Annotated in this window: 21 protein-coding genes and 1 pseudogene; 12 read left to right on the forward strand and 10 right to left on the reverse strand. The window is 58.2% G+C overall.

The window, feature by feature from the left end; all coding sequences use genetic code 11:
• Nucleotides 1-15 precede the first annotated feature (15 nt).
• The 3 genes from O987_RS09180 to O987_RS09190 form a co-directional block, all read right to left on the reverse strand.
• Complete coding sequence (locus tag O987_RS09180; protein ID WP_043371823.1) at nucleotides 16-423, reverse strand: nuclear transport factor 2 family protein; 408 nt, start codon at nucleotides 421-423, stop codon at nucleotides 16-18.
• A gap of 53 nt (nucleotides 424-476) precedes the next feature.
• Nucleotides 477-1913 carry an aldehyde dehydrogenase family protein gene (locus tag O987_RS09185; protein ID WP_043371825.1) on the reverse strand — a complete coding sequence of 479 codons (1437 nt, stop codon included), beginning with the start codon at nucleotides 1911-1913 and terminating at the stop codon, nucleotides 477-479.
• A 489-nt stretch (nucleotides 1914-2402) separates the two neighbouring features.
• A complete protein-coding gene (locus O987_RS09190; RefSeq protein ID WP_085960117.1) occupies nucleotides 2403-2987 on the reverse strand; it encodes an NADPH-dependent FMN reductase in 585 nt (194 codons plus the stop codon).
• Nucleotides 2988-3021: 34 nt separating this feature from the next.
• Here O987_RS09190 and O987_RS09195 point away from each other — a divergent pair, with 34 nt between their 5' ends.
• The 6 genes from O987_RS09195 (at nucleotide 3022) to O987_RS09220 (ending at nucleotide 8207) form a co-directional block, all read left to right on the forward strand.
• Complete coding sequence (locus O987_RS09195; RefSeq protein WP_019043115.1) at nucleotides 3022-3738, forward strand: GntR family transcriptional regulator; 717 nt, start codon at nucleotides 3022-3024, stop codon at nucleotides 3736-3738.
• A 372-nt stretch (nucleotides 3739-4110) separates the two neighbouring features.
• Nucleotides 4111-4971, forward strand: a complete 861-nt coding sequence (locus O987_RS09200; RefSeq protein ID WP_003057014.1) for a fumarylacetoacetate hydrolase family protein — start codon at nucleotides 4111-4113, stop codon at nucleotides 4969-4971.
• Nucleotides 4972-5034: 63 nt separating this feature from the next.
• Nucleotides 5035-6018: a Bug family tripartite tricarboxylate transporter substrate binding protein gene (locus tag O987_RS09205; protein WP_080731489.1), complete on the forward strand. Its 984-nt coding sequence runs from the start codon at nucleotides 5035-5037 to the stop codon at nucleotides 6016-6018.
• Between the two features lie 23 nt (nucleotides 6019-6041).
• On the forward strand, nucleotides 6042-6620 hold the full coding sequence (locus tag O987_RS09210; RefSeq protein ID WP_043371829.1) for an amino acid synthesis family protein: 579 nt from the start codon (nucleotides 6042-6044) through the stop codon (nucleotides 6618-6620).
• A gap of 2 nt (nucleotides 6621-6622) precedes the next feature.
• Nucleotides 6623-7633: a zinc-dependent alcohol dehydrogenase family protein gene (locus O987_RS09215; RefSeq protein WP_200879596.1), complete on the forward strand. Its 1011-nt coding sequence runs from the start codon at nucleotides 6623-6625 to the stop codon at nucleotides 7631-7633.
• Between the two features lie 19 nt (nucleotides 7634-7652).
• A complete protein-coding gene (locus tag O987_RS09220; RefSeq protein WP_003057006.1) occupies nucleotides 7653-8207 on the forward strand; it encodes a VOC family protein in 555 nt (184 codons plus the stop codon).
• 204 nt (nucleotides 8208-8411) lie between these two features.
• On the opposite strand, the gene O987_RS09225 is transcribed toward O987_RS09220, so the two are convergent.
• The 3 genes from O987_RS09225 to O987_RS09235 are packed head-to-tail and all read right to left on the reverse strand — an operon-like array spanning nucleotide 8412 to nucleotide 10788.
• Nucleotides 8412-9389, reverse strand: coding sequence for a zinc-binding dehydrogenase (locus tag O987_RS09225; RefSeq protein ID WP_043371831.1), 978 nt, complete (start codon nucleotides 9387-9389; stop codon nucleotides 8412-8414).
• A 3-nt stretch (nucleotides 9390-9392) separates the two neighbouring features.
• Nucleotides 9393-10082 carry a type 1 glutamine amidotransferase domain-containing protein gene (locus O987_RS09230; protein WP_003057002.1) on the reverse strand — a complete coding sequence of 230 codons (690 nt, stop codon included), beginning with the start codon at nucleotides 10080-10082 and terminating at the stop codon, nucleotides 9393-9395.
• 49 nt (nucleotides 10083-10131) lie between these two features.
• Entirely contained in the window at nucleotides 10132-10788 is a 657-nt protein-coding gene (locus O987_RS09235) for a TetR/AcrR family transcriptional regulator (protein ID WP_235214327.1), read from the reverse strand.
• A gap of 321 nt (nucleotides 10789-11109) precedes the next feature.
• On the opposite strand from O987_RS09235, the gene O987_RS09240 reads away from it, so the two are divergent.
• From O987_RS09240 to O987_RS09260, 5 genes and pseudogenes are all read left to right on the forward strand, one after another.
• Complete coding sequence (locus O987_RS09240) at nucleotides 11110-12024, forward strand: helix-turn-helix domain-containing protein (RefSeq protein WP_003056997.1); 915 nt, start codon at nucleotides 11110-11112, stop codon at nucleotides 12022-12024.
• A 168-nt stretch (nucleotides 12025-12192) separates the two neighbouring features.
• Nucleotides 12193-13185, forward strand: coding sequence for a Bug family tripartite tricarboxylate transporter substrate binding protein (locus O987_RS09245; protein ID WP_003056994.1), 993 nt, complete (start codon nucleotides 12193-12195; stop codon nucleotides 13183-13185).
• 2 nt (nucleotides 13186-13187) lie between these two features.
• A complete protein-coding gene (locus O987_RS09250) occupies nucleotides 13188-13964 on the forward strand; it encodes an SDR family NAD(P)-dependent oxidoreductase (protein WP_003056991.1) in 777 nt (258 codons plus the stop codon).
• Nucleotides 13965-13983: 19 nt separating this feature from the next.
• Nucleotides 13984-14971, forward strand: a pseudogene (locus tag O987_RS09255) (fumarylacetoacetate hydrolase family protein).
• Nucleotides 14968-15915 carry an NAD-dependent epimerase/dehydratase family protein gene (locus O987_RS09260; RefSeq protein ID WP_043371835.1) on the forward strand — a complete coding sequence of 316 codons (948 nt, stop codon included), beginning with the start codon at nucleotides 14968-14970 and terminating at the stop codon, nucleotides 15913-15915. Before O987_RS09255 ends, O987_RS09260 begins: the two are co-directional and overlap by 4 nt.
• 247 nt (nucleotides 15916-16162) lie before the next feature.
• Here the strand turns inward: O987_RS09260 and O987_RS09265 are convergent, their stop codons facing one another.
• Genes O987_RS09265 through O987_RS09280 form a run of 4 tightly spaced genes read right to left on the reverse strand, consistent with a single transcriptional unit; the run spans nucleotide 16163 to nucleotide 19786 of the window.
• Complete coding sequence (locus tag O987_RS09265) at nucleotides 16163-16738, reverse strand: cupin domain-containing protein (RefSeq protein WP_043371836.1); 576 nt, start codon at nucleotides 16736-16738, stop codon at nucleotides 16163-16165.
• Nucleotides 16735-17547: a cyclase family protein gene (locus tag O987_RS09270; RefSeq protein ID WP_003056979.1), complete on the reverse strand. Its 813-nt coding sequence runs from the start codon at nucleotides 17545-17547 to the stop codon at nucleotides 16735-16737. Before O987_RS09270 ends, O987_RS09265 begins: the two co-directional genes overlap by 4 nt.
• 10 nt (nucleotides 17548-17557) lie before the next feature.
• Nucleotides 17558-18571 (reverse strand): Bug family tripartite tricarboxylate transporter substrate binding protein, encoded by a 1014-nt coding sequence (locus O987_RS09275; protein ID WP_043371839.1) that lies wholly within the window; start codon nucleotides 18569-18571, stop codon nucleotides 17558-17560.
• A 30-nt stretch (nucleotides 18572-18601) separates the two neighbouring features.
• Entirely contained in the window at nucleotides 18602-19786 is a 1185-nt protein-coding gene (locus O987_RS09280; RefSeq protein ID WP_043371842.1) for a porin, read from the reverse strand.
• On the opposite strand from O987_RS09280, the gene O987_RS09285 reads away from it, so the two are divergent.
• Complete coding sequence (locus tag O987_RS09285) at nucleotides 19785-20888, forward strand: LysR family transcriptional regulator (RefSeq protein WP_235214328.1); 1104 nt, start codon at nucleotides 19785-19787, stop codon at nucleotides 20886-20888. The genes O987_RS09280 and O987_RS09285 overlap by 2 nt on opposite strands.
• The last annotated feature ends 26 nt before the right edge of the window (nucleotides 20889-20914 follow it).

Here is a 20914-nt window from a genome sequence, read left to right on the forward strand (position 1 = left end):
TTTCAGGTGAACGGCTTAAGTAACGCTCATTGCAGTGGGAGTTGTCTGAAAGGCAATCTGACGCCACTGGCCCTCGTGTTGGGTCCAGACTTGAAGAACTTGAGAGTCAATCCGAACGGTGCCGCTTCCATCTTTTCTGACTGCGACCAGTAACTGTCGGCCAGTCATCACGGCAGTTTCTCCCAGCACCTGGACGCGAAGGTTGGAACGATCGATCTGCTCATAGTTGACGTGCGTTCCGCCAGAGCGGAAATAGCTTTCGTAGCTATCCACTTGGCCTTTCGCGTGGACATGTGTGAGGTCCGGGTGTAGCAACTGTTTGAGCCGATCAATGTCGCCCCTTTTCATGGCATCGCATCGTTGCTTTTCACGCTCCAGAATCTGAGCTTCGACTTGGGGTAATTCGGCTTTGGTATCAGTCATATCTTGGATTGGCACAAGGAAATCTCGGACTTGGCGGCAGTCGAGCTGCCTGTTCAGGCACAGGTGTAGGAGGTTTTGACAACAGTGAAAAATTCCTGGGAGTAGCGACCTTGTTCGCGCGGTCCGTAGCTCGAACCCTTGCGTCCACCGAAAGGAACGTGGTAGTCAACTCCTGCGGTGGGCAGATTGACCATCACCATCCCTGCCTGGCTATGGCGCTTGAAATGTGTTGCGTGCTTCAAAGAAGTCGTGGCAATTCCGGCTGAAAGACCGAAAGCCGTATCGTTGGCGGTGGCCAGTGCTTCCTCATAGTTCTTCACGCGGATCACGCTGGCCACAGGGCCAAAAATTTCCTCGTTATTGATGCGCATTTCGGAGGATGATTCGCTGAACAAGGCTGGCGACATGTAGTAGCCATCGTTGTCGCGCTTCAATCGCTCACCTCCTGTTGCCAGAGTGGCGCCTTCGCTCTTGCCGATCTCGACATAAGCGAGGTTCTGCTCCAACTGGGACAGAGACGAAACCGGTCCGATGTCAGTACCTGGGTCAAGTGCATCACCAATCCTGATATGTGCCATGCGGGCCTTCATCGCCTCGATGAAGCGTGGGTAGATGCCATCCGTCACGATCAAACGGCTCGAAGCGGTACAGCGCTGGCCGGTCGAGTAAAAGGAACTTTGCACGCATAGTTCAACGGCCTGGCCGAGGTCGGCATCATCCAGCACAACTTGCGGATTCTTGCCTCCCAGCTCCAACTGCACTTTCTTGTGTGTGGCAACGCATTGAGCTGCGATATGACGGCCGACACCCGCCGAGCCCGTGAAGCTGATGGCATGAATGGCTGGGTGCTCAACCAATGCGCTGCCAATCACGCTGCCGCGGCCCATGACAAGATTGAACACGCCCGCAGGTACGCCGGAGCGGTGGATGATGTCCGCCAGGGCCCAGGCGCTGGCAGGTACCAGTTCGGCTGGTTTCAGAACCACACAGTTCCCGAAGGCCAACGCAGGTGCAATCTTCCATGCAGGAATCGCCATCGGAAAGTTCCAGGGGGTGATGAGGCCGACCACGCCCACAGGTTCGCGCGTGATCTCTATCCCGACACCCGGACGTACCGAAGGCAGCACCTCTCCAGAAAGCCGAAGGCACTCGCCAGCAAAGAACTTGAAGATCTGGGCTGCCCGGGTCACTTCGCTCACGCCTTCGGCCTTGGTTTTGCCTTCTTCACGTGAAAGCAGCGTTCCAAGCTCCTCCTTGCGTGCAAGAAGTTCATTGCCGATCTTGTCCAGTGCATCCGAGCGCACTTGGATGTTGCTGGCGGCCCAGGCTGGAAAGGCTTGTGTAGCAGCAGCAACGGCGATGTCGACATCCGCTGCACCGCCTTGCGCATATACAGCGATGGCGTCTTCCAGGTTCGAGGGGTTGATGTCTGATGCATAGCTCGCCCCTCTTGTCCATTCGCCGTTTATCAATAGATCGTGCTGATTCACAGATATCTCCGTTCGGGTTGTGAAAGACCAAGACGCCGATGCGCGAAGTCTGAATGCCTGTGCTCGACTGCCGAGACAAGTCTGAAAACAAGCCATTGCGTAACACGCTGCCGCCCTGCTCATAGATCAAGAGGTCAGTGTGCGTACTCAGTATTTTGTGCGTAAATTGTATTTTATGCACAAAATAATTTTCGGCAAAAGCTCTTTCCAGGTTGGCAAACCTGCATGGCGTCTCCTGGCTTTAGGATGAGAGAATCAGCGGAGAGCTCGTAGGTCCAGCGAGCTGACCTCTGCGTGCCTTAAGGGCTTGGGCGCGTCAAGCCTCCAGGCTGCGACAAACATTCACCGCGAGGACGACGAGAGTCCGATATCTGGGCGTTCTGCATCGCCGGACGACAGGATTGCCTGGCACCGGCAATGCATGAATAGGAGGGCCCCTTTGACAAACGCCGAACAGCGTTCAAATTGGCCCCCGTAGGCGAAGCTGAATCAGTTCTGCTTGGTCCGTGCAGTTTGCCAGTGGATCTCATTGATCAGGTCGTCCAAGCCTGTCTTGATGAAGTTCAGGGTCGGCTCGTCCACCAGCCTTCCATCCTGAATACGGTTTGCGGCATTGGCAATGGCGATTTGCTGGCGCACCAATGGACGAGCAAGCGTCGCGGATAGGGCGTCTCGGATCTGGGCCTGGGCTCGAACGCCTCCAGCAGTACCAGGCGATGCGGTCATGATGAGTGCGAGCTTGTCCTTGAGCGGCGATGCAAACCCAGGGCGCGATGCCCAATCGATCGCATTCTTGAGCACACCAGGGATGCCGTAGTTGTACTCGGGCGAGCAGATCACCAAGCCATCCGCTTCTGCAATCGCAGTCTTGAGCCTTTTTACTGCTGGCGGTGGCGTGTCCCCGTCGAGGTCACCGTTGTATAGCGGGACGTCATCCAGGGGCAACAACTCCATGGTGACCGTTGGTGGAAGCAGTGGGGTGAGGCTGCGAAGTACTGCTGTGCAGTGGGATGCACTGCGAATACTGCCTGAAATCGCAACGAGGCGAACCGGGGTGTTGATGTCTACTTTCACTGAGGTTTACTCCTTCTTTCAATCTCCCAAGTTTATGCATAAAATTAAAAACATGTATAAAAAAGACGCCCCCACCAAAGCCCCGACCTTGATCGATCAGGCATTTGCGCAACTGCGTCAGGATGTGCTCAACGGCACGTACGGTGCCGGAGTGAAGCTCAAGCTCGATGAGTTGCAGACAGCCTACGGTTTTTCAAGCAGTCCGTTGCGCGAGGCTCTGAGCCGTTTGGCCCAAGAGGGATTGATACGCGCTGATGAGCGCCGAGGCTTTCGAGTTACCGCCATTTCTGCCGACGATCTGGCCGATATCACGCGCATGCGCATCATGTTGGATTCGCAAGCGCTTCGTGAATCCATTGCCTATGGCGATGACGCATGGGAGGCGTCGGTTGTGGGTGCTTTTCACCGCTTGGAAAAAGTGGAAAGCCGACTTAGCGACGGCCCCGTGGTGCTGGACCAGGGGTGGACTGACATGCACACGGCGTTCCACATGGCGCTGCTTTCGGCCACTCCTTCCGAGCGGCTGCGCACATTGAGTGCCAGCCTGTTCGATCAGGCTGAACGATATCGCCGCTATTCAGCTCGCTTTCGCAAGACCTTCAAGCACAAATCCAATGAGCACCGCAAGCTCATGGATGCCACGCTGCGAAGGGACGCAGACACAGCGTGCGCGCTACTGGAGGAGCATATTCTCAGTACACAACGGAATGTGATGGAGGTTCTGGAAAAGGTGGAGAAGCAGCCAAGCTGATTCCATACCTCAGCGAAGTGCCCGCCGAGCTATCTCCTGACGTAGAGGCCGTTCTCTTAGCTAGCCGGTGCCAGGATAACGCTGTTGAAGCCATCCTCATACTGATCATGTCGGCATGGCAACCCCCTGCTGTTCCCCCAATGTGGACGTCTAGCTGCTAACCGGCTGCATCTTAAAAATTCCTCCTCGAATCAATGCTCACGCTCACGGGTCGTGAGCATTTTTTTTGCGCATTTTCTAGCACCTGGGGCAAACCCTATGCACTAAAACTATTTTATGCACAAAAATAAATTCATGCATAAAGTGGCTCTGGCGCAAAATTGCACGCAAGCCACATCCTTTTCACCACTCCTTATCGCTTGAAGGAAACCCATGAAACTGATGTCTTATTCGCTCGCCGGCCGTGAAACCTGGGGCGTCGTGATTGCCGATGGTGTCGCTGAGCTTGCTGCTCTTACGGGCTATGCCACGCTTGCCGATTTCATCGCCAGCCCTGACTTCGCGCGCCGCGATGCGTTGACAGATGGTCTGGCTGCCGATGCAAAGTTGGCCGACGTGACGTTCCTGCCGGTCATTCCTCGTCCGGAGAAGATCGTTTGCGCAGTGCGCAACTACATGGATCACCACCAGGAAGTGCTGGCCGCAGGAATGCAGCGAGAACTCTCCGAGGAGCCCCCGATTTTTCTGCGCGTGTGGCGTTCTCAGACTGCACACCAAGGCCCGATCGTGCGTCCCCATGTCTCCGACTCGTTGGACTGGGAGGGAGAGCTTGCCGTCATCATTGGCCAGGGCGGCCGCGACATCGCCGAGGCGGATGCCTGGGAGCACATTGCTGGCTATAGCTGCTACAACGATGCGAGCGTGCGGGAATGGCAGTTCCATGCCAAACAGATTGCATCGGGCAAGAATTTCGAGTCCACCGGCGCCTTCGGTCCCTGGATGGTGACAGCCGATGAAATCTCGCCAGGCCGTGAATTGAAGCTCGAGACACGCCTGAATGGTGCCGTGGTGCAGTCTAGCCACACAGGACACATGATCTTCTCGATCCCGCGCTTGATCGCCTATGCCTCCACCATCTTCACGCTGGTCCCGGGCGATGTGATCATCACAGGCACTCCAGCTGGCGTGGGCTGGAGCAAAAAGCCTCAGCAGTTCATGAAAGCAGGTGACGTCGTGGAAGTGGAGATCGAAGCCATCGGTCTGCTGCGCAACCCAGTGATAGCGCAGTCCTAATCCCTCCCTTCAGACTTCATCCACTTCACACGGGTAGAGCCAGGCCCAAAGAGGCCGCCGCCCATGGAGACAAACATGCACAGAAGACACTTCCTTGCCGCCAGCAGTGCGACGGCCTTGTCCTGGTCAACACTTCCGGTTATGGCTCAGACCTATCCGGATCGGGCGATCAAGCTGTATCAGGGCTTTGCCGCTGGCGGAAATGCTGATTCCATCGCCCGCGCCGTAGGTACGGAGATTGGAAAGGCCCTGGGACAACCCGTGATAGTGGAGGCCCAAACCGGGGCCGGTGGGACCATTGCGGCAACCATGGTGGCTCGCGCCAAGCCTGACGGCTACACCTTGTTGATGGCGACTGGCGGTCATGCGGTGGCCGGTGCTTTGTACAACAAGCTCCCTTACAACTCGGTAAGTGATTTTGAGATGATCTCGACGGTCACTTTCTTTCCGTTCCTGTTGGTGGTCAATGCAAAGTCCAAGTTTCAAAGCTTGCGCGAGGTGCTTGCCAGGGCCCAGGCTGAACCGGGTACCTTGGCATATGGCACTGCTGGAGTGGGCTCCACCCATCATTTAGCTGGAGAGCTGCTGGCCAAGTTGGGACGCGTGAGCTTGATGCATGTGCCTTATCGAGGCGACGCCGCAGCCGTCACCGCCCTGCTGGGGGATGAAGTGCCCTTCATCATCGCTCCGCCAACAGCCGTTCTTTCCAACATCCAGGCTGGCAAGCTGCGTGCGATTGCAACCAGTGGTGCACAGCGCTGGCCAGGTTTGCCCAATGTCCCCACAGTGTCTGAGCAAGGTGTGGCTGGGTACGACGTGCGCTCCTGGGCAGGGCTGATGGCACCTGCCGGCACTGCGCGCGCGGTGGTCGAGCGTCTGAATGCCGAGACGCAGCGGGCGCTTCAACTGGCTTCTGTGCGCAAACGTCTGGAAGACATCGGCGGTGAAGCGCGAGGCAGCACGCCTGAAGAAATGAAAGCCATGGTTGGCCAGGAGCTTGAGAAGTGGCGCCAGGTTGTAGCCGACGCCAAGATTCCTAAACAATAAATGCACTCACGGAAAGTTCAGTCATGACTTTGATAGCAATTCGCAAACGCAGCCTCAATATCGAGACGATCTACCATGAAGGCGGCCCACCGGCTGAGCAACCTCTACGCGTAGCATCGGCCTGTGCTGTGGTTCGCAACCCCTATGCTGGACGCTACGAACCCGACCTGTTGCCTTTCATGGCAGAGCTGCGCAGCCTGGGCACCTTGCTCGCAGAGGAACTGGTGGACACTTTGGGCAAAGAAAATGTCCAGGCCTACAGCAAGGCGGCCATTGTGGGCGTTAACGGAGAGCTGGAGCACGGTGCAGTTTGGCACGAGGCCGGTGGTTGGGCGATGCGCCATGTTCTGGGCGAGCCCAAGGCCATCGTTCCATCGGCAAAAGCTGTGGCTGCCACGGGCTACCGCCTGATGGTTCCTCTGCACTACATCCATGCCGCTTACGTGCGCAGCCATTACAACAGCGCGGAAGTCGGCATCCAGGACGCCCCGCGTCCTGACGAAATCCTCTTTGCCCTGGTGATGGCCGACGGTAGCCGTATTCATTCGCGCCTGGGTGGACTGACCCGCGAGCAAGTCTCGGTGCATGACGGGCAGCGCTGACCATGGAGACGAACACTATGACGATGAAAGCCGTGCAACTGCAAACCACTGGCGGCCCAGAAGTGTTGTCTCTGGTCGACTTGCCTCTGCCCCAGCCAGGTGCTGGTCAGGTGCGCGTGAAGGCTCATGCCATCGGAGCAGGCGGCCCCGATGTGTTGATTCGCAACGGCACGTATAAGTGGATGCCGCCATTGCCCGCTATTCCTGGCAACGAACTGGCAGGTATCGTGGATGCGGTGGGTCCGGGCGTGAGTCGCCTCGCGATCGGTGATCGGGTACTGGTCAGTGCACGTGAGCTGCCTCAGCGCGGGGGCTGCTATGCGCAGGCCATCTGCGTTGCGGAGTCCGTTCCGTTTGTACTTCCAGACACCATTGCCTTTGATGACGCGGTAAGCCTTGGCAATTTCCAACTCGCGTTGGCTTTGCTGGCCAGCAATGGCAATTTGCCGGCGCAATCCATTCTGGTGCCCGGTGCCGCAGGTGGAGTGGCGACGGCCCTGGCACAGGTGGCCAGATCTCGTGGCTTGCGTGTCATTGGCACAGCTTCCACCCCTGAAAAACAGGCATTTGCAATAGAAAACGGCGTCACAGATTTGGTGAACGGCGATGTGAAGACGCTGCCTCAGCAGGTGATGGCACTTACTGATGGGCGAGGCGTTGATTTGGCATTTGACCATGTGGGGGCCGATCTCTTTATCGCCTGTCTGCGTTCTCTGGCACCGTCAGGTATGGCTGTGTCGTACAACATTCTGGCAGGCCCCCCGTCTGCTGATGTGTTCGACGAGTTGCGCAAATTACTAGCCAGAAGCTTGGCCATTCGCACTTTCTCTATCCATGCGGTAGATGCAGACATCACGCAACGCCGAGGATTGATGGAGGAAGCCATCAGGCTCATGGCGAGCGGCTTGGTCCGTGCACCACGTGCCATGCGTATGCAGCTGGCACAAGCTCGACAGGCTCACGAGCTGCTCGATAGTGGTGGCACTCTGGGCAAGCTCGTCCTCATTCCCTGATTCCGTGGAGCTTGTTAGCATGAACCAACCCTATACCGCCAACCTGTCCCACTTCGGTATCTTTTGCCGCGATCTGGAAGTGATGAAGTCCTTCTACACAGGCGTTTTTGATATGCAGGAAACCGACCGTGGTGAGGGCGTGACCTTTCGCTTCGAGATCGTGTTTCTGAGCGGACGAAATGATCAACATCATCAATTGGTGTTGGCCGGAGGACGCGGTGCCGATTCGCCGAGCACAGTGATGCAACTGTCTTTCAAGGTCCAGTCCATTGACCAGTTGCGCGAAGCGCGGCGTCGGGCACTGGCTTTGGGGGCGACGAAAATGCGCGGTCTCAATCATGGCAATGCGCTTTCGATCTACTGCATGGACCCTGAGGACAACACCGTGGAGGTTTACCTGGACACGCCTTGGTATGTGAGTCAGCCCCACGGAGACCCGTTAGATCTGGAGCAGAGTGATGAAGCCATTTGGGCGCAGACCGAGCGGGTCGTGCGCACAGACCCGAGCTTTATGCCTGTGGCCGAGTGGGCAGCCCAGTTTGAGCAGCGTCGTCAGGCGACTGGGAACGCATAGTAGGCAGTGCTTCACCACGAGTTGCGACACCTGAAGCTCAGGTGGGCCAGCACTTGGAAAAGCGGCAAGCCATCTGCATTGAGCAATGTCCTCAATGCTGTATTGGCTTGTCCCTTCCCTTGGGGGAAAGTTGTGCCGCTGCAGTCGATAAGCAGCTGTATGTTTTGCTTGCTCCTTGGCGTCAGGTGCCAGCATCCCAATCACTTAGGCTCTTAGCAAGACCTTCCCTTTGCGGCCCGGCTGCAAGCTTGCGGCTGCTGCTTGAGCAGCATCATTGAGATCGAAAATGGCCTCTGCCGGAAGTTTGAGCTCACCCGACAATACCCGCTGCAGCAGTTCGCCAATCAAGCGCCGCTTGTTGTCAGGCGTCATGGCTTGACTGACCTTGCTACCCCAGAAGCCCTTTACCGTTGCTTGCTTGAAGATCAGAGATCCGGAGTCGATCTGCATGGGCTCACCGGCCATGGTGCCAAAGGAAACTAAGGTGCCTTCCTCACCCAATAGACTCAGTAGGGATGCACTGGCGGAGCCTCCAATGGAGTCCACGGCCGCACGAGCCAGCGAGCCGCCAAGAATGGAGCGAGCGCGTTCCTGCCAGTCTGGTTGTGCAGTGGACAAGGCATTGCCGATGCCCAGGGCGGCAAGCTCCTGTACACCTGCATCGCGTCGAACCAGGTTCAAGACGTGCACACCGCGTGCTTTTGCCAACATTGCCAAAGTCTTTCCGACCGCGCCATTCGCTGTGTTCTGCACGATCCATTGTCCCGGCTCGACATTGAGAAACTCCAGCAGCATCAGTGCGCTCAGTGGCATGGCAATGAATTGCGCTGCGGCTTCATCGGGAATAGCTGGCGGCATCGGCACCAGCACATTGGCAGGGGCAAGAAAGTACTCCGCCCAGGTGTTGTGGACTCCCGCTACGGCGACCCGCTGTCCCACTGTCGGGCCTACGACACCTTCACCCAGCGCATCGACGATGCCCACGGCCTCGCTGCCGCCAATCGCGGGAAGCTCAGGCTTATAGCCGTAGCTGCCGCGGATCGTCCAGAGGTCATGGTTGTGGATTGGCGCCAGCAAAGTCTTGATGCGCACTTCACCGGGACCCGGTTGTGGGATGGGACGATCTATGAGCTCGAGAACCTCGGAAGGTTCGCCAAAAGTGGTATGGATAGCACTGCGCATGACTTATTTCTCCTGATGAGCGAGCATGGACAACAAGGCATGGGCCACGCCCTCGGAGCTGGCTGGATTCTGTCCCGTGATTAGACGTCCATCCGTGACGACATGCACCTGCCAATCCGGCGCTTTTTCATAGTGAGCACCCAAGCGCATGAACTCGTCTTCGATAAGAAAGGGGACGACGGTGGTTAGGTCGACTGCTGCTTCTTCGCTGTTTGTAAAGCCTGTGACATGACGACCGGCAACCAATGGTTGTCCATCAGCAGCCCGGACATTGATCAGAGCACCTGGCGCATGGCAGACGAGGGCGAGTGGCTTGCCGGCACGCGCGAAGGCCTCCAGCAGGGCAATGGAGTTGGGATCGTTGGCCAGGTCCCACAAGGGGCCGTGGCCGCCAGGGTAGAACACGGCATCGAAATCGGTGGCGCTGACCTGATTCAGAGGTACTGTCGAAGCCAGAGCTGCCTGCGCTTCGGTGTCCTGGCGAAACCGCTCGGTGGCAGAAGTCTGGGCTGCAGGCTCATCGCTTTTCGGGTCCAAAGGCGGTTGACCTCCAGCAGGCGAGGCCAGCGTAATCATGGCTCCCGCATCTTTCAATGCGTAGTAGGGAGCCGCGAATTCCTCCAACCAGAACCCGGTCTTGTGACCGGTGTCGCCCAGCTTGTCGTGGGACGTGAGTACAAACAGAACTTTCATCAATGACTCCTTAGGTGTCGGAAATACAGTGGCTCTTTGCTTCCATGATTCAGGATGCAGAGGTGCAAGTGAGCAACCGCTCGGTGGTGTCACGAGCCTCCAGCAACGGCAATTTGTTCTGACTCAACTTGGCCAGAAGCGCTGCCCCTAGCCACATTTGATACAGCGCGCGGGCAAGCGCAGGAGACGGCTTCCCAGCGGGCAAGGACCCATCTTCACGGGCTTCGTCGATCAGGGAGGCGATTCTCGCCAGCAGCCGCTGCACGCCGGCGTCGAGCACCAGGCGCATGTCTTCAGAGAGGTCAGCCACTTCGGCAGCGAGCTTTACCACTAGGCATTCTTCGGCCCATCCAAGCGTGGGATTGCTGGGTGCTGAAATCCAGGCATCCCAGTAGCGCATCAGTCGCTCACGACCATTGCTGGTTTCGCCGAGCAAGTCATTGAGCTTGTGTCCGTAGCTTTCCACATACTGCTGTAGCAGCGCGCAGCCAAAGGCTTCCTTTGACGAGAAGTAGTGGTAGAACGAACCCTTGGGCACGTTGCAGGCTTTAAGAATTTCGAGCAGGCCCAGACCTGCAAAGCCTTTGTGCAGCACCAATCGATACCCGGTATCGAGAATGTGCTGACGAGTCGCTTCGGCCTTTTTGCTGCGGATCATGTGCGTGATTATAAAAATAGACCGGTCGTCTATAAATGTTTCCAGCATGACCCATGCTGGCCACATGGCTTTGTCGGAGGCTGTTGAAGGCCACGGAGGATTGGATCCGAGAGCTGATCCAGGCATTGGATAGATCTGAGACTGCTGCTCAGTCGCCATGAAATGCCCAGGAGCTACCCGAGCTCATGCGGTTGGATCTATCGCATCATGGGTCGCCTCGATCTGGATTTCATTAGCCACATTCAAATTGACTCGCACTATGGCGGCGCTGGTCTAGCTGATCCTTTAAAGCGGTGTCTAGTGCAATGACCTCAAACTCATGCTCGCGCTAAGATCGACCTCTCTCATGACTGTTTGAGTGAATCCCTCATGGCGGTTCCCGATACGACACAACTTGATTCCCGTCGCTGGCGTAGCGCTGAACGAGCGTTTCAAGACGAACCGCTTGAAGCGGTGCCTCCCGAGCAAGTTCAATGCTCCAGCCTAGGCTTACCCTGGCATGGCATCTCGGTCTGGCATCAGCTCGCCAATGCAGAGGATCTTTATATCCCGCCAGCGGGTAAGCATTGCGTTATCGTGCGTCGAGGGCCAACCACGGGCCTGATTCAAAAGCATGGCGGCGAAATGCACAGCAGCCGGTGGAAAACCGGCGAGGCTTTGCTTCTGCCGGCACATACGCCCAGCTTCTGGCGTACAGAGTTGCCGAGAGACAACCTGCATCTGGACCTCTCGCCCCAATGGCTTCAGACGGTTAGTGGCCAGGACTGCTCTGCCGTTGCCCTGCGCAGCAGCTTTGGACGACATGACCCGGTGCTGGTTCAGTTGGTGCAGGTACTGCTGCAAGCCTTGGGCGACAACTCTGCGCTCAATCCTGCCTTCGCGGATGGAATCGCCATGAGTGTGGCGATTCATCTGCTTGAACACTATCGGGCTCCCCTCAGCGGTCCATCCAGCACAGCACTTTTGTCGGCCAAGCAATTGAAGCGCGTGCAGGCACTGGTGATCGAAAACATGGAGCAGCCTCTACCCATAGCTGTTCTAGCGGCCGAGGTGCAGTTGAGCTCCTATCACTTTGCCCGCAGCTTCAAAGCCACATGCGGTCTGACGCCCCATCAGTTCGTGCTGCAGCAGCGTATGAAGCGGGCACGCAAGCTCATGCTGGAGTCCAGTGATTCCATCGCAGACATTGCGCTGCGGGTCGGTTTCGGCACCGCCTCCCATTTTTCTCAGGCGTTCAGCAAATACTGGGGCACCACGCCCTCGAAATTTAGACAACAGCACTGAGCGGCATCCGAACGCTGGTGCTTACCTGCGTCAATGACGGCCGGGGCTTGCGCAATCCATCGACGATTTGCGCAAGAAATCGACATTCGGGGGCAGCGCGCTCTCCATACTCAATGACAACGGCCTTTCCTCTTCGGACTTAGGCCGGTTCAACGATATGGAGACATCATGATTTCAAGGCGTTCCCTGGTTTTGGCTGGCACATCGCTGCCGCTGGTGGCAGCTGCACCTTTTGCATTCGCGCAACCAACGACCTTCCCGCGTCGTCCCGTCCTCTGGGTGGTTCCCTATCCTGCTGGCGGCTTCGGCGATGCGGTATCGCGTGTACTGGCCCAGCACATGGCGTCTACGCTCAAGCAGCCGGTGGTGGTGGAGAACAAGCCAGGAGCCGGGGGACAAATTGCGGCAGCCCATGTCAAGCAGCAGCCCGCGGATGGTCATACCCTGCTGTACGGCGATATCGGCCCGTTTGCCATGAATGCAGCGCTGTATCCGAAGCTCAACTACAACACGCTCAAGGACTTCACACCGATTACTCGTCTGCTTACCTCCAGCTTGCTCTTGGTCGTGCCTCCCGGTAGCCCGTACAAGTCCGTGGACGATTTGATCAAGGACGCGAAGAGCAGGAAGGACGATCGCGCCATTACCTACGGCTCTTATGGCATAGGCAGCCAGCCGCATATCTGGATGGAGATGCTCAAGCGCGAGACCAGAGCCAGCCTTCAGCATGTGGCCTACAAGGGGGCCGCCCCTGCCGTGCAAGATCTGATGGGCGCTCACATCGAGGTGATGCTGGATGTGGCGGCCAACAGTCTGCCGTATGTTCAAGAGGGGAAGCTGCGCGCCTTGGCTGTCGTGGGGGCGGAAAAACGTCTCGAACGCCTTCCTCAAGTTCCAACTCTTTCCGAGCTGGGCTATCCAAACCTGAACGCTCCAGGTTGGACTGGTGTGGTGGTCAAGGCTGGAACTCCGCCAGACATCGCTGCGCAACTCCGCTCCGCGGTGGTTCAGGCGGTGGAGTCAGAGGAGATCCGCCGCCGGTTTGGTGATCTGGGCGTCACCCCGGCGCCTCAGACACCGCAGGATTTCGCTCGCTTTATTGAATCCGAGACCAAGCGATGGGGTTCGGTCATTCGTAGTGCCGGTGTGGTCCTGGAGTAAGAATGCCTTCAGAGTTGTTCGACCTGCACGGCAAAGTGGCATTGGTCACCGGAGCTACCGGTGGACTTGGTGCCGCGATATGCCGAGTTCTCGCAGCACAAGGCGCTTCGATACTGGCTTGCGACCGCGACAGCGATGCATGCCAGCGTATGGCCGAGGAGCTCCGCAATGGACAGGGGCAAGCGCTTGCGCTACCCGCTGATTTAGCGGACATCCCCGGCATTACCACGCTGGTTCAGAAGGCTCTGGCCTGGAAAGGGCAAGTAGACATCCTCGTGTGCAACGCCGGAATCCAAGGGCCAGCCGGCTCTTTGTCCGATATCGGAGATATCGATTGGCAGCAAGTCATGGATATCAACCTCCGGGCGTCTGTGGAGCTATCGCGGCATTTGTTGCCGGCCATGGCTCTTGCTGGCGGCGGAAGTGTGATCCTGATGTCCAGCATTGCCGGGATCCGCGGTAACAAAGCCATTGGTCTTTATGGCTTGTCCAAAGCTGCCCTGGCTCAACTTGCCCGCAATCTTGCGGTGGAGTGGGGTCCTCAGGCTATACGGGTGAATGCTGTATCGCCTGGTCTGATACGCACACCCTTGGCGCAACCACTGCTGAACCACGCTGAATTTATGCAGCGGCGCCTGTCGCTCACGCCGCTTCGCAGGGTTGGAGAACCGCAGGAAATTGCAGGGGCGGTTGCCATGCTGGCCAGCGCGGCTGGCGCCTTCATCACTGGACACAATCTCGTCGTCGATGGTGGAACCACCATCAGTGACGGCAACTGAAATTTTGCAAAAGCAGCATATGAAACTTGCCACGCTTTACACCGAACATCCAGACGGGCGTCTCGTTGTCGTCTCGCGCGACCTGTCGCTCATGGCGGACGCCTCGGGCATCGCACCAAATCTCAGGACAGCTGTTGAGGAGTGGGAGCGGACCGAATCTGCTCTGCAGGCTCTATATGTCGAACTCAATGAAGGTCGCTGCAAGAAGGCCCTGCCTTTCGAGCCCAAGCAGTGCAATGCGCCGTTACCGCGCGCGCCCCAGTGGTGCGATGGGTCAGCCTTTCTCAACCATGGCCAGTTGATGGAAAAGGCATTCAATACCCCGCCACAACCTGATGCGCAGACAGTCCCCCTGATGTACCAGGGAGCTAGCGACGATTTCCTCGGGCCCTATGCAGATGTGCCCCTGCCCAGTGAGGACGACGGGATTGACTTCGAGGGCGAGTTCGGCGTGATCCTGGGGGGCAGTGCCCATGGGTGCGACACCGGATCAAGGTTTGTCAGCCGTGCGCTTGCTGGTTCAGATCAACGATTGGAGCCTTCGTGCGCTGGGCCCGCGCGAGATGCGCACGGGCTTCGGCTTTCTGCAAGCCAAGCCGTCCACGAGCTTCGCACCCATCGCGCTCACGCCGGATGAGCTGGGACCTCACTGGAGTGACGGTCGGGTGTATCTGCGGCTGCATGTGGAGTGGAATGACGAGCGTTTTGGAGAGCCGCATGGCCAGGAAATGAGCTTCAGCTTTGGCGACTTGATTGCCCACGCCGCGCGCACACGCCGTCTTTCGGCAGGTACGGTTATTGGTTCGGGCACGGTTTCCAACGTTAACCGGGCGGCAGGCTCGGCATGCATCGCAGAAAAGCGTGTCCTGGAGATCCTGGATCAAGGCAAGCCGACTACCTCGTTCATGCGCTTTGGAGACCGAGTCCGGATGCAGGCACGGCTGGAGGATGGAAGCGATGCGCCTTTCGGCACCATAGAGCAATGCGTTGTGAGGCCGCAGGTATGAGCCGTGTGCTTGTCACCGGTGCCGCCGGATTTGTTGGGCAAGCTCTGGTCGGGCGCCTGCTGGACGATGGCATCCAGGGCCGTCCTGTGCACCAACTGGTTCTATCGGACTTGTCCTTGGCTGGAGTCCGCAGGGATCCACGACTGGTGCTGGAGGAGGGCAGTGTGGCTGACAGAGCAGTCCGGCAGCGACTTCTGCGGCATCAACCCGAGGCAATCTTTCATCTGGCCAGCGTGCCTGGTGGCGCAGCTGAACGCGATCCTGTGCTGGGCCGCGGTGTGAACCTCGAGGCAACGCTGAATCTGCTGGAGACTTGCCAGGAGCTTGAGCAGGCACCACGCTTTATCTATGCGAGTTCCATCGCTGTTTACGGGGATACTGGTACATCGAGCGTGAGCGAGGATATGACGCCTTCGCCCGCTATCACCTACGGCGCTCACAAGCTGGCCTGCGAGACCCTGTTGGCCGATGCCAGCCGTCGAGGCTGGGTGGACGGTTGCTCCCTGCGGCTGCCGGGAATTGTGGCTCGGCGCGACGAGAACCCTGGCTTGGCATCCGCCTTCATGAGCCAGCTCTTTTGGAAGATTGCAGAGCGGAAAGCTATTACATTGCCCATCTCTCCCGAGGGAAGATGCTGGTGGATGTCAGTGAAGACATGTGTGAAGAATCTGGTCCATATGGCCGCCATGGACTCGGGACCTTGGTCTGCTCGGCGCAGCTACCAAATGCCGGTCTTGCACCTGGGTATCGATGAGGTCGTCCAAGCATTGGCAAGGTGCCTGGGTGTAGACGCGGCGGCGCTTGTTCGTTACGAGCCGCACCCTTTCACCGACAAAAATTTCGCACGCTATCCGCAGTTGTCGACACCTCGTGCAATAGCGATCGGTCTACGCAATGATGGCAGCGCCGATGAGCTTGTGCGAAATGTATTCGACCACCCGTGACAACACGCTCGATCCCAAGCCTGTTCTCGACCACGTAACCAACCGGTCAGCTCAGGCCGTGCGTGTAACGCAGGGATGTATATGGGTATGACCTGCGCAGATTTGAATATCCGCTGCTTCTGGCTCAACGCAGAAGCAGCGTGCTGGTGGAGTCGTACCGAAGTCCTGATTGAATCGCCGCAGTCCCAGAAGGACTCAGGCAGATAGAGTGGCACTGCCTCTTCGTTTTCCAGGCCGAGAGGCTGCATCACTCGAGCAATGAGGCAATCGCAGGGTGATAGGCACCGTCGACGAGCACAAACAGCATGCGGCAGGGCCGGCTCGAACGGTTGGCCCAGGCGTGGTTGGTGCCGCGCTGCACAACAACATTGCCCGGGCGTAGCAGCACCTCTGCGCCGCTGTCGAGTACCAGGGTCAGTTCGCCTTCGATGACGACGCCATAGTCAACCGACTGAGTGCGATGCATCAACGGGTGCGGCGAATCCGCCTGCACGGTCGATGCGGCTGCATCGCCGATCTGTGTAAAGGCGTTCAGCATCTCGCTTCTGTCTTGCGCGAGGAGCTCTGCGGTATCGGGCGGGATGTCGACGAATCGGATGCGTGTGCCGTTCTGAGGTGGCGGCAGCATCAGCTCGGCAAGTGTTGGGTCGGTGCCGTTATCCACCGGCGCTGGCGTGGCATGGGTGGCCCAAACTTCGTGGAATAACGTGCCAGGAATGGCCGCTATCTCGACTGCTGTGGGAAGTGGGCCGTGCGATGTGATGATGGCACGACCTTGGTCGTCGTGGCCAGTGACAATGCGTTCAATGGGCGGCAAGCTCATGGTGCGATGTTTTCATCTTCAAAAATGGCGACTGCGCGTGTCCAGCCTGCAGATGCGCCACGGATCTTGTGCGGAAAGCAGCTGATGAGGAAGCCCGTGGGTGGTAAGGCTTCGAGGTTGTGCAGCTTCTCGAGATGGCAGTAGCCGATGTCGCGGCCGGCCTTGTGACCTTCCCAGATCAGGGCCTTGTTGCCAGTCTCCGCAACCTTGGCAGCGGTGTATGAAAAAGGCGCATCCCAGCTCCAGGCGTCCGTACCCGTAAGGCGCACGCCACGCTCGAGCAGGTACATCGTCGCTTCATAGCCCATGCCGCAACCAGCGCCCAGGTAGTCGGCATTGCCGTAGCGGCTACCGGCACGCGTGTTGACGACTACGATATCCAGTGGCTGTATCTCATGGCCAATGCGCTTGAGTTCGGCTTCCACGTCCGCCGCAGTAGCGACATAGCCATCGGGAAAGTAGCGAAAGTCAAGCTTCACGCCTGGCTGAAAACACCACTCAAGCGGCACTTCGTCGATCGTGATCGATGGCCGAGAACCGCCCAGCTTGGCGTCCTGGGTTGAATGGAAGTGCCAGGGGGCATCCAGGTGTGTGCCGCTGTGCGTGGTCAACGTGACCCACTCGGCAGCAGCTGCTTCGCCATCGGGGTAGTCCTCAGGCGTCGTGCCCGGAATCATCGCCATGAACTCTGGCAGCGTATCTTGATGCTTCTGGTAGGTGATCTTGGGTGCTAGCGGTGGCGGGTCAGAGAGAACGTCGTTTTCCAAGTAGATAGAGAGATCGACAAATCGGCGGCGTGGCTTTTTCATATAAACACCTTTATTCGGGCACCACGCCCACGGCGCGCGACAGCGCCTGATGGATCTGGATCTCGGATTGATAGAACTTGTCGAGCGCTTCCAAGCTCATAGGTGCTTGTGGGTCAGTACCTTGGCTGCGCAAGAAATCCTGGACGTCAGCGTCGCCCATCGCAGCGTCGAAGGCTGCATGCAGGCGCTTGATCGCGGCGTCGGGAACCCCGCGCGGCACCAGCAGTGCACCCCACGCGGTATGCACAAATGTGCGTAGTTCAGGGGCTTGATTCTTGAGCGGCTCTACCTTTGGCAGCAGTGCGGGAGACTGGTCTGCCGTGCTGCCGAACGCGCGCAACTTGCCTGTCTTTATCAGATCGAACGCCAAGCCCCCCAGCGGCACGAACGACAGATCGATCTGAGAGCCTGCGAGGTCCTGCACTGCAGGCGGGACACCGCGGTAGGGAATATGGGACAGCTGAACGCCGCACAGGCGCGCCCATTGTGCGCCCATCAGGTGAATCATCGACCCCTGGCCGATATGGCCGAATCTCAGCGGGTTGCCCGCTTTATCCGCTTGGCGTGCCAAAGACAGCAGCTCAGCAAGACTTTTTGCCGGCAGATCAGGTCTACCGGCCAGCACATAGCTTGTGCGGCCCAGCAGACCCACTGGCCGCATCTGTTCTGGCTTGTAACGCACGCTGGCCAGCGTCGCTGGCGTGAGAATGGGCTCGGTCTGCGAGACCATGACTGCGGTCATTGCATCGGCAGGCAAATTAAGCATGCGCTGTACGCCAATCGCACCGCCAGCACCAGGAAGGTTCTCGACAATGACGGTCTGACCCAATGCGCGTTGCATCGAACCCTGAAGCTTGCGTGCGAAAACGTCGCTGGGATTTCCAGCTGGCTGGGGAACGATTATGGATACATGTCGCCCTGACTGTGCCAGTGCCATAGGCCCGGCGGTGGCCGCGGCCAATATCACCAGCAGGGATCTCCGATTCATTCCCAACGGTGCGGCTTGTTGATATTTTTCGTTCATTGCATTTCTCCTTGTATTCCTGTGGCCGTGTCAGAACCGATGGCGCACGCCCAAAGCGACGCTCGTTCCCCGTGCTTCGAGTACCTGAGATGGAGCCCCTGTCGTTTGGGTGCGTGTCTGATCACGCATCAGCACCAGATAGGCGTCGGTGCGCTTGGACAACTGATGGTCATAGCCCACGGTCAGTACTTTGCGCACGAGATTTCCACCAGCGGCAGTAGCGGGCACTGGCACCACGGCGTCACCGGTTCGGCGCGAAGCCCATCCGGCCAGCAACTGGCCTGAACCCACGGGAACGGCAGCGCTCAGCTCCCAGAGCCGATAGGAGATATCCAGTGGTTGCATAGCCGTGCCACGATTGCGTATGCCGCCAAGATGGGCAAAGAATTTGACGGCGTTGAAGTTGTAGGAGGCGGCGAGTTGCCAGGTCCGTGTGTTGTTGGGTGATGTTCCATCGGCAAACGTGAGCGGGTCGCGTTTGACGCTTTGCATTGCAAGAGAAACCGCTGCAGGGCCCTGTGCATAGGCCACACGGAGCGCATTGTTGCTACCGCCTTGTCCCTCCGAGAAGCCGTGGGCCAGAGAAGCGCTGACGCCTCTCCAGACCGGGCTGTCATAGACCAGTGAATTCGCCCAGCCTGTGCCGCCGGTCATCGGGCTGCCGATCATGGTGGTGAGGTTGAGTGGGCTAATCACGGTGGAGTCGCCAAAGGCGTTGGAGGACACGCTGTTGATGAACATCAGCGAAGTCACGTTACCGAGGCGAACGCGCCCCCACGTGGCATGCGCGAGACCGATCCATGCGGCACGGGAGAACATCGGATCGGCAGCAACATTGACCGGCGCTGGAATCGCGTCGTTGCGCCCGAAAGCTCCCGTATCGTTGCGTACGAAGGCAGACAGATCGAATGATGCAGTAAGCCCGCTTCCCAAATCCTCGGTGCCGCGGATACCCCAGTGGCTTGTCGACATGACGCCGCCGTCCACTTTCGCAGTACCGCGATCGCGTGCATTGACTCCAGCTGCTGCACCTTCGAAGCGTCCAACTGCTGCATCTATCAAGCCATAAAACTGCAGACTGGGTCCTGGTACACCTTGCGCATACACATTGGAAAGGGCCGCCGCTGCAAGCGTGGCGACCAGTGTCAGCATGGTTGCGGGGGCATGGTTGCGCATGGGCGCTGTCAAGTCGTGCAACTCAGCACTGTTTTGCATGTTTGTCTCCGTTGATGTTTTTGTATGTCGCCCGGTTCGGAACAGGCGCGACGGAGCGGATTCTGGATATTTAGCTTGTATTCCTGAAATGGATTCTTTAGATTCCAGGAATCCATTTGGTGAATATCAATGCAAACCCGGGGTGGCGAGCTGCTGGAACCGCAGCCTTGCGCTTGTGCCCAAACTTCAAGACATGCGTTTCAACAAACTCGATCTGAATCTGCTCGTTGCCCTGGATGCGCTGCTTGCTGAACGCAACATCAGCCGTGCGGGAGAACGCCTACATCTGAGCCAGCCCGCGATGAGCAATGCGCTGGCTAGGCTGCGAAATTTCTTTGGTGATGAATTGCTTGCCTCGCAAGGTCGACAGATGGTGCTCACACCGCGCGCGTTGGGGCTCATAGAGCCGGTGCGAGAGGTTCTGATGCGCATAGACAGCACGATCACCACACCACCGCTGTTTGATCCCACGGAGTCCACGCGCACCTTTGTGCTGCTGCTCTCTGACTTCACGACTGCGGTATTCATTCCTCCCCTGCTTGAGGCGCTCTACCAACAGGTACGTGGAATCGGTCTGGAGCTGCGCTCGCTCAATGACAAGCCTGCCGAGCAACTCGAGCAAGGGGACGCCGATCTGCTGATCATTCCTGAGCAGTTCGCGGCCGTGGACCATCCTCGCGCACCACTGTTCGAGGAACAGTACTTGTGCGTGACCTGGGCGAACCACAGCCGCATCAGAGAGGAACTCACGTTCAATGACTACCTCGAATGCGGACACGTCGTCGCGAACTACGCGACGGGCCAACAGCGCGCTGCGTTCGATGGCTGGTTTCTCGACCGCTTCGGCATCAATCGCAAGGTCGAGGTGTCCGCGCCCAGCATGGCGGCCCTGCCTCAGATGGTCGTCGGAACCGATCGCATCGCCACGGTGCATAGGCGGCTGGCACTGCAGGCGGAAAAAGTACTGCCAATCAAGCTCTGGCCACCGCCTCTCGAGGTACCCATGCTGGTACAGACATTGCAATGGCATCGACACCGCGATGCCGACCCCGCGCTTCAGTGGATGCGTGAACTTGCTTTTCGCGTTGGCCGTCTCATCTAAGCCCGCGATGGACGAATGTGCCGACC

The organism is Comamonas testosteroni TK102, assembly GCF_000739375.1.
GTDB lineage: Bacteria > Pseudomonadota > Gammaproteobacteria > Burkholderiales > Burkholderiaceae_C > Comamonas > Comamonas brasiliensis.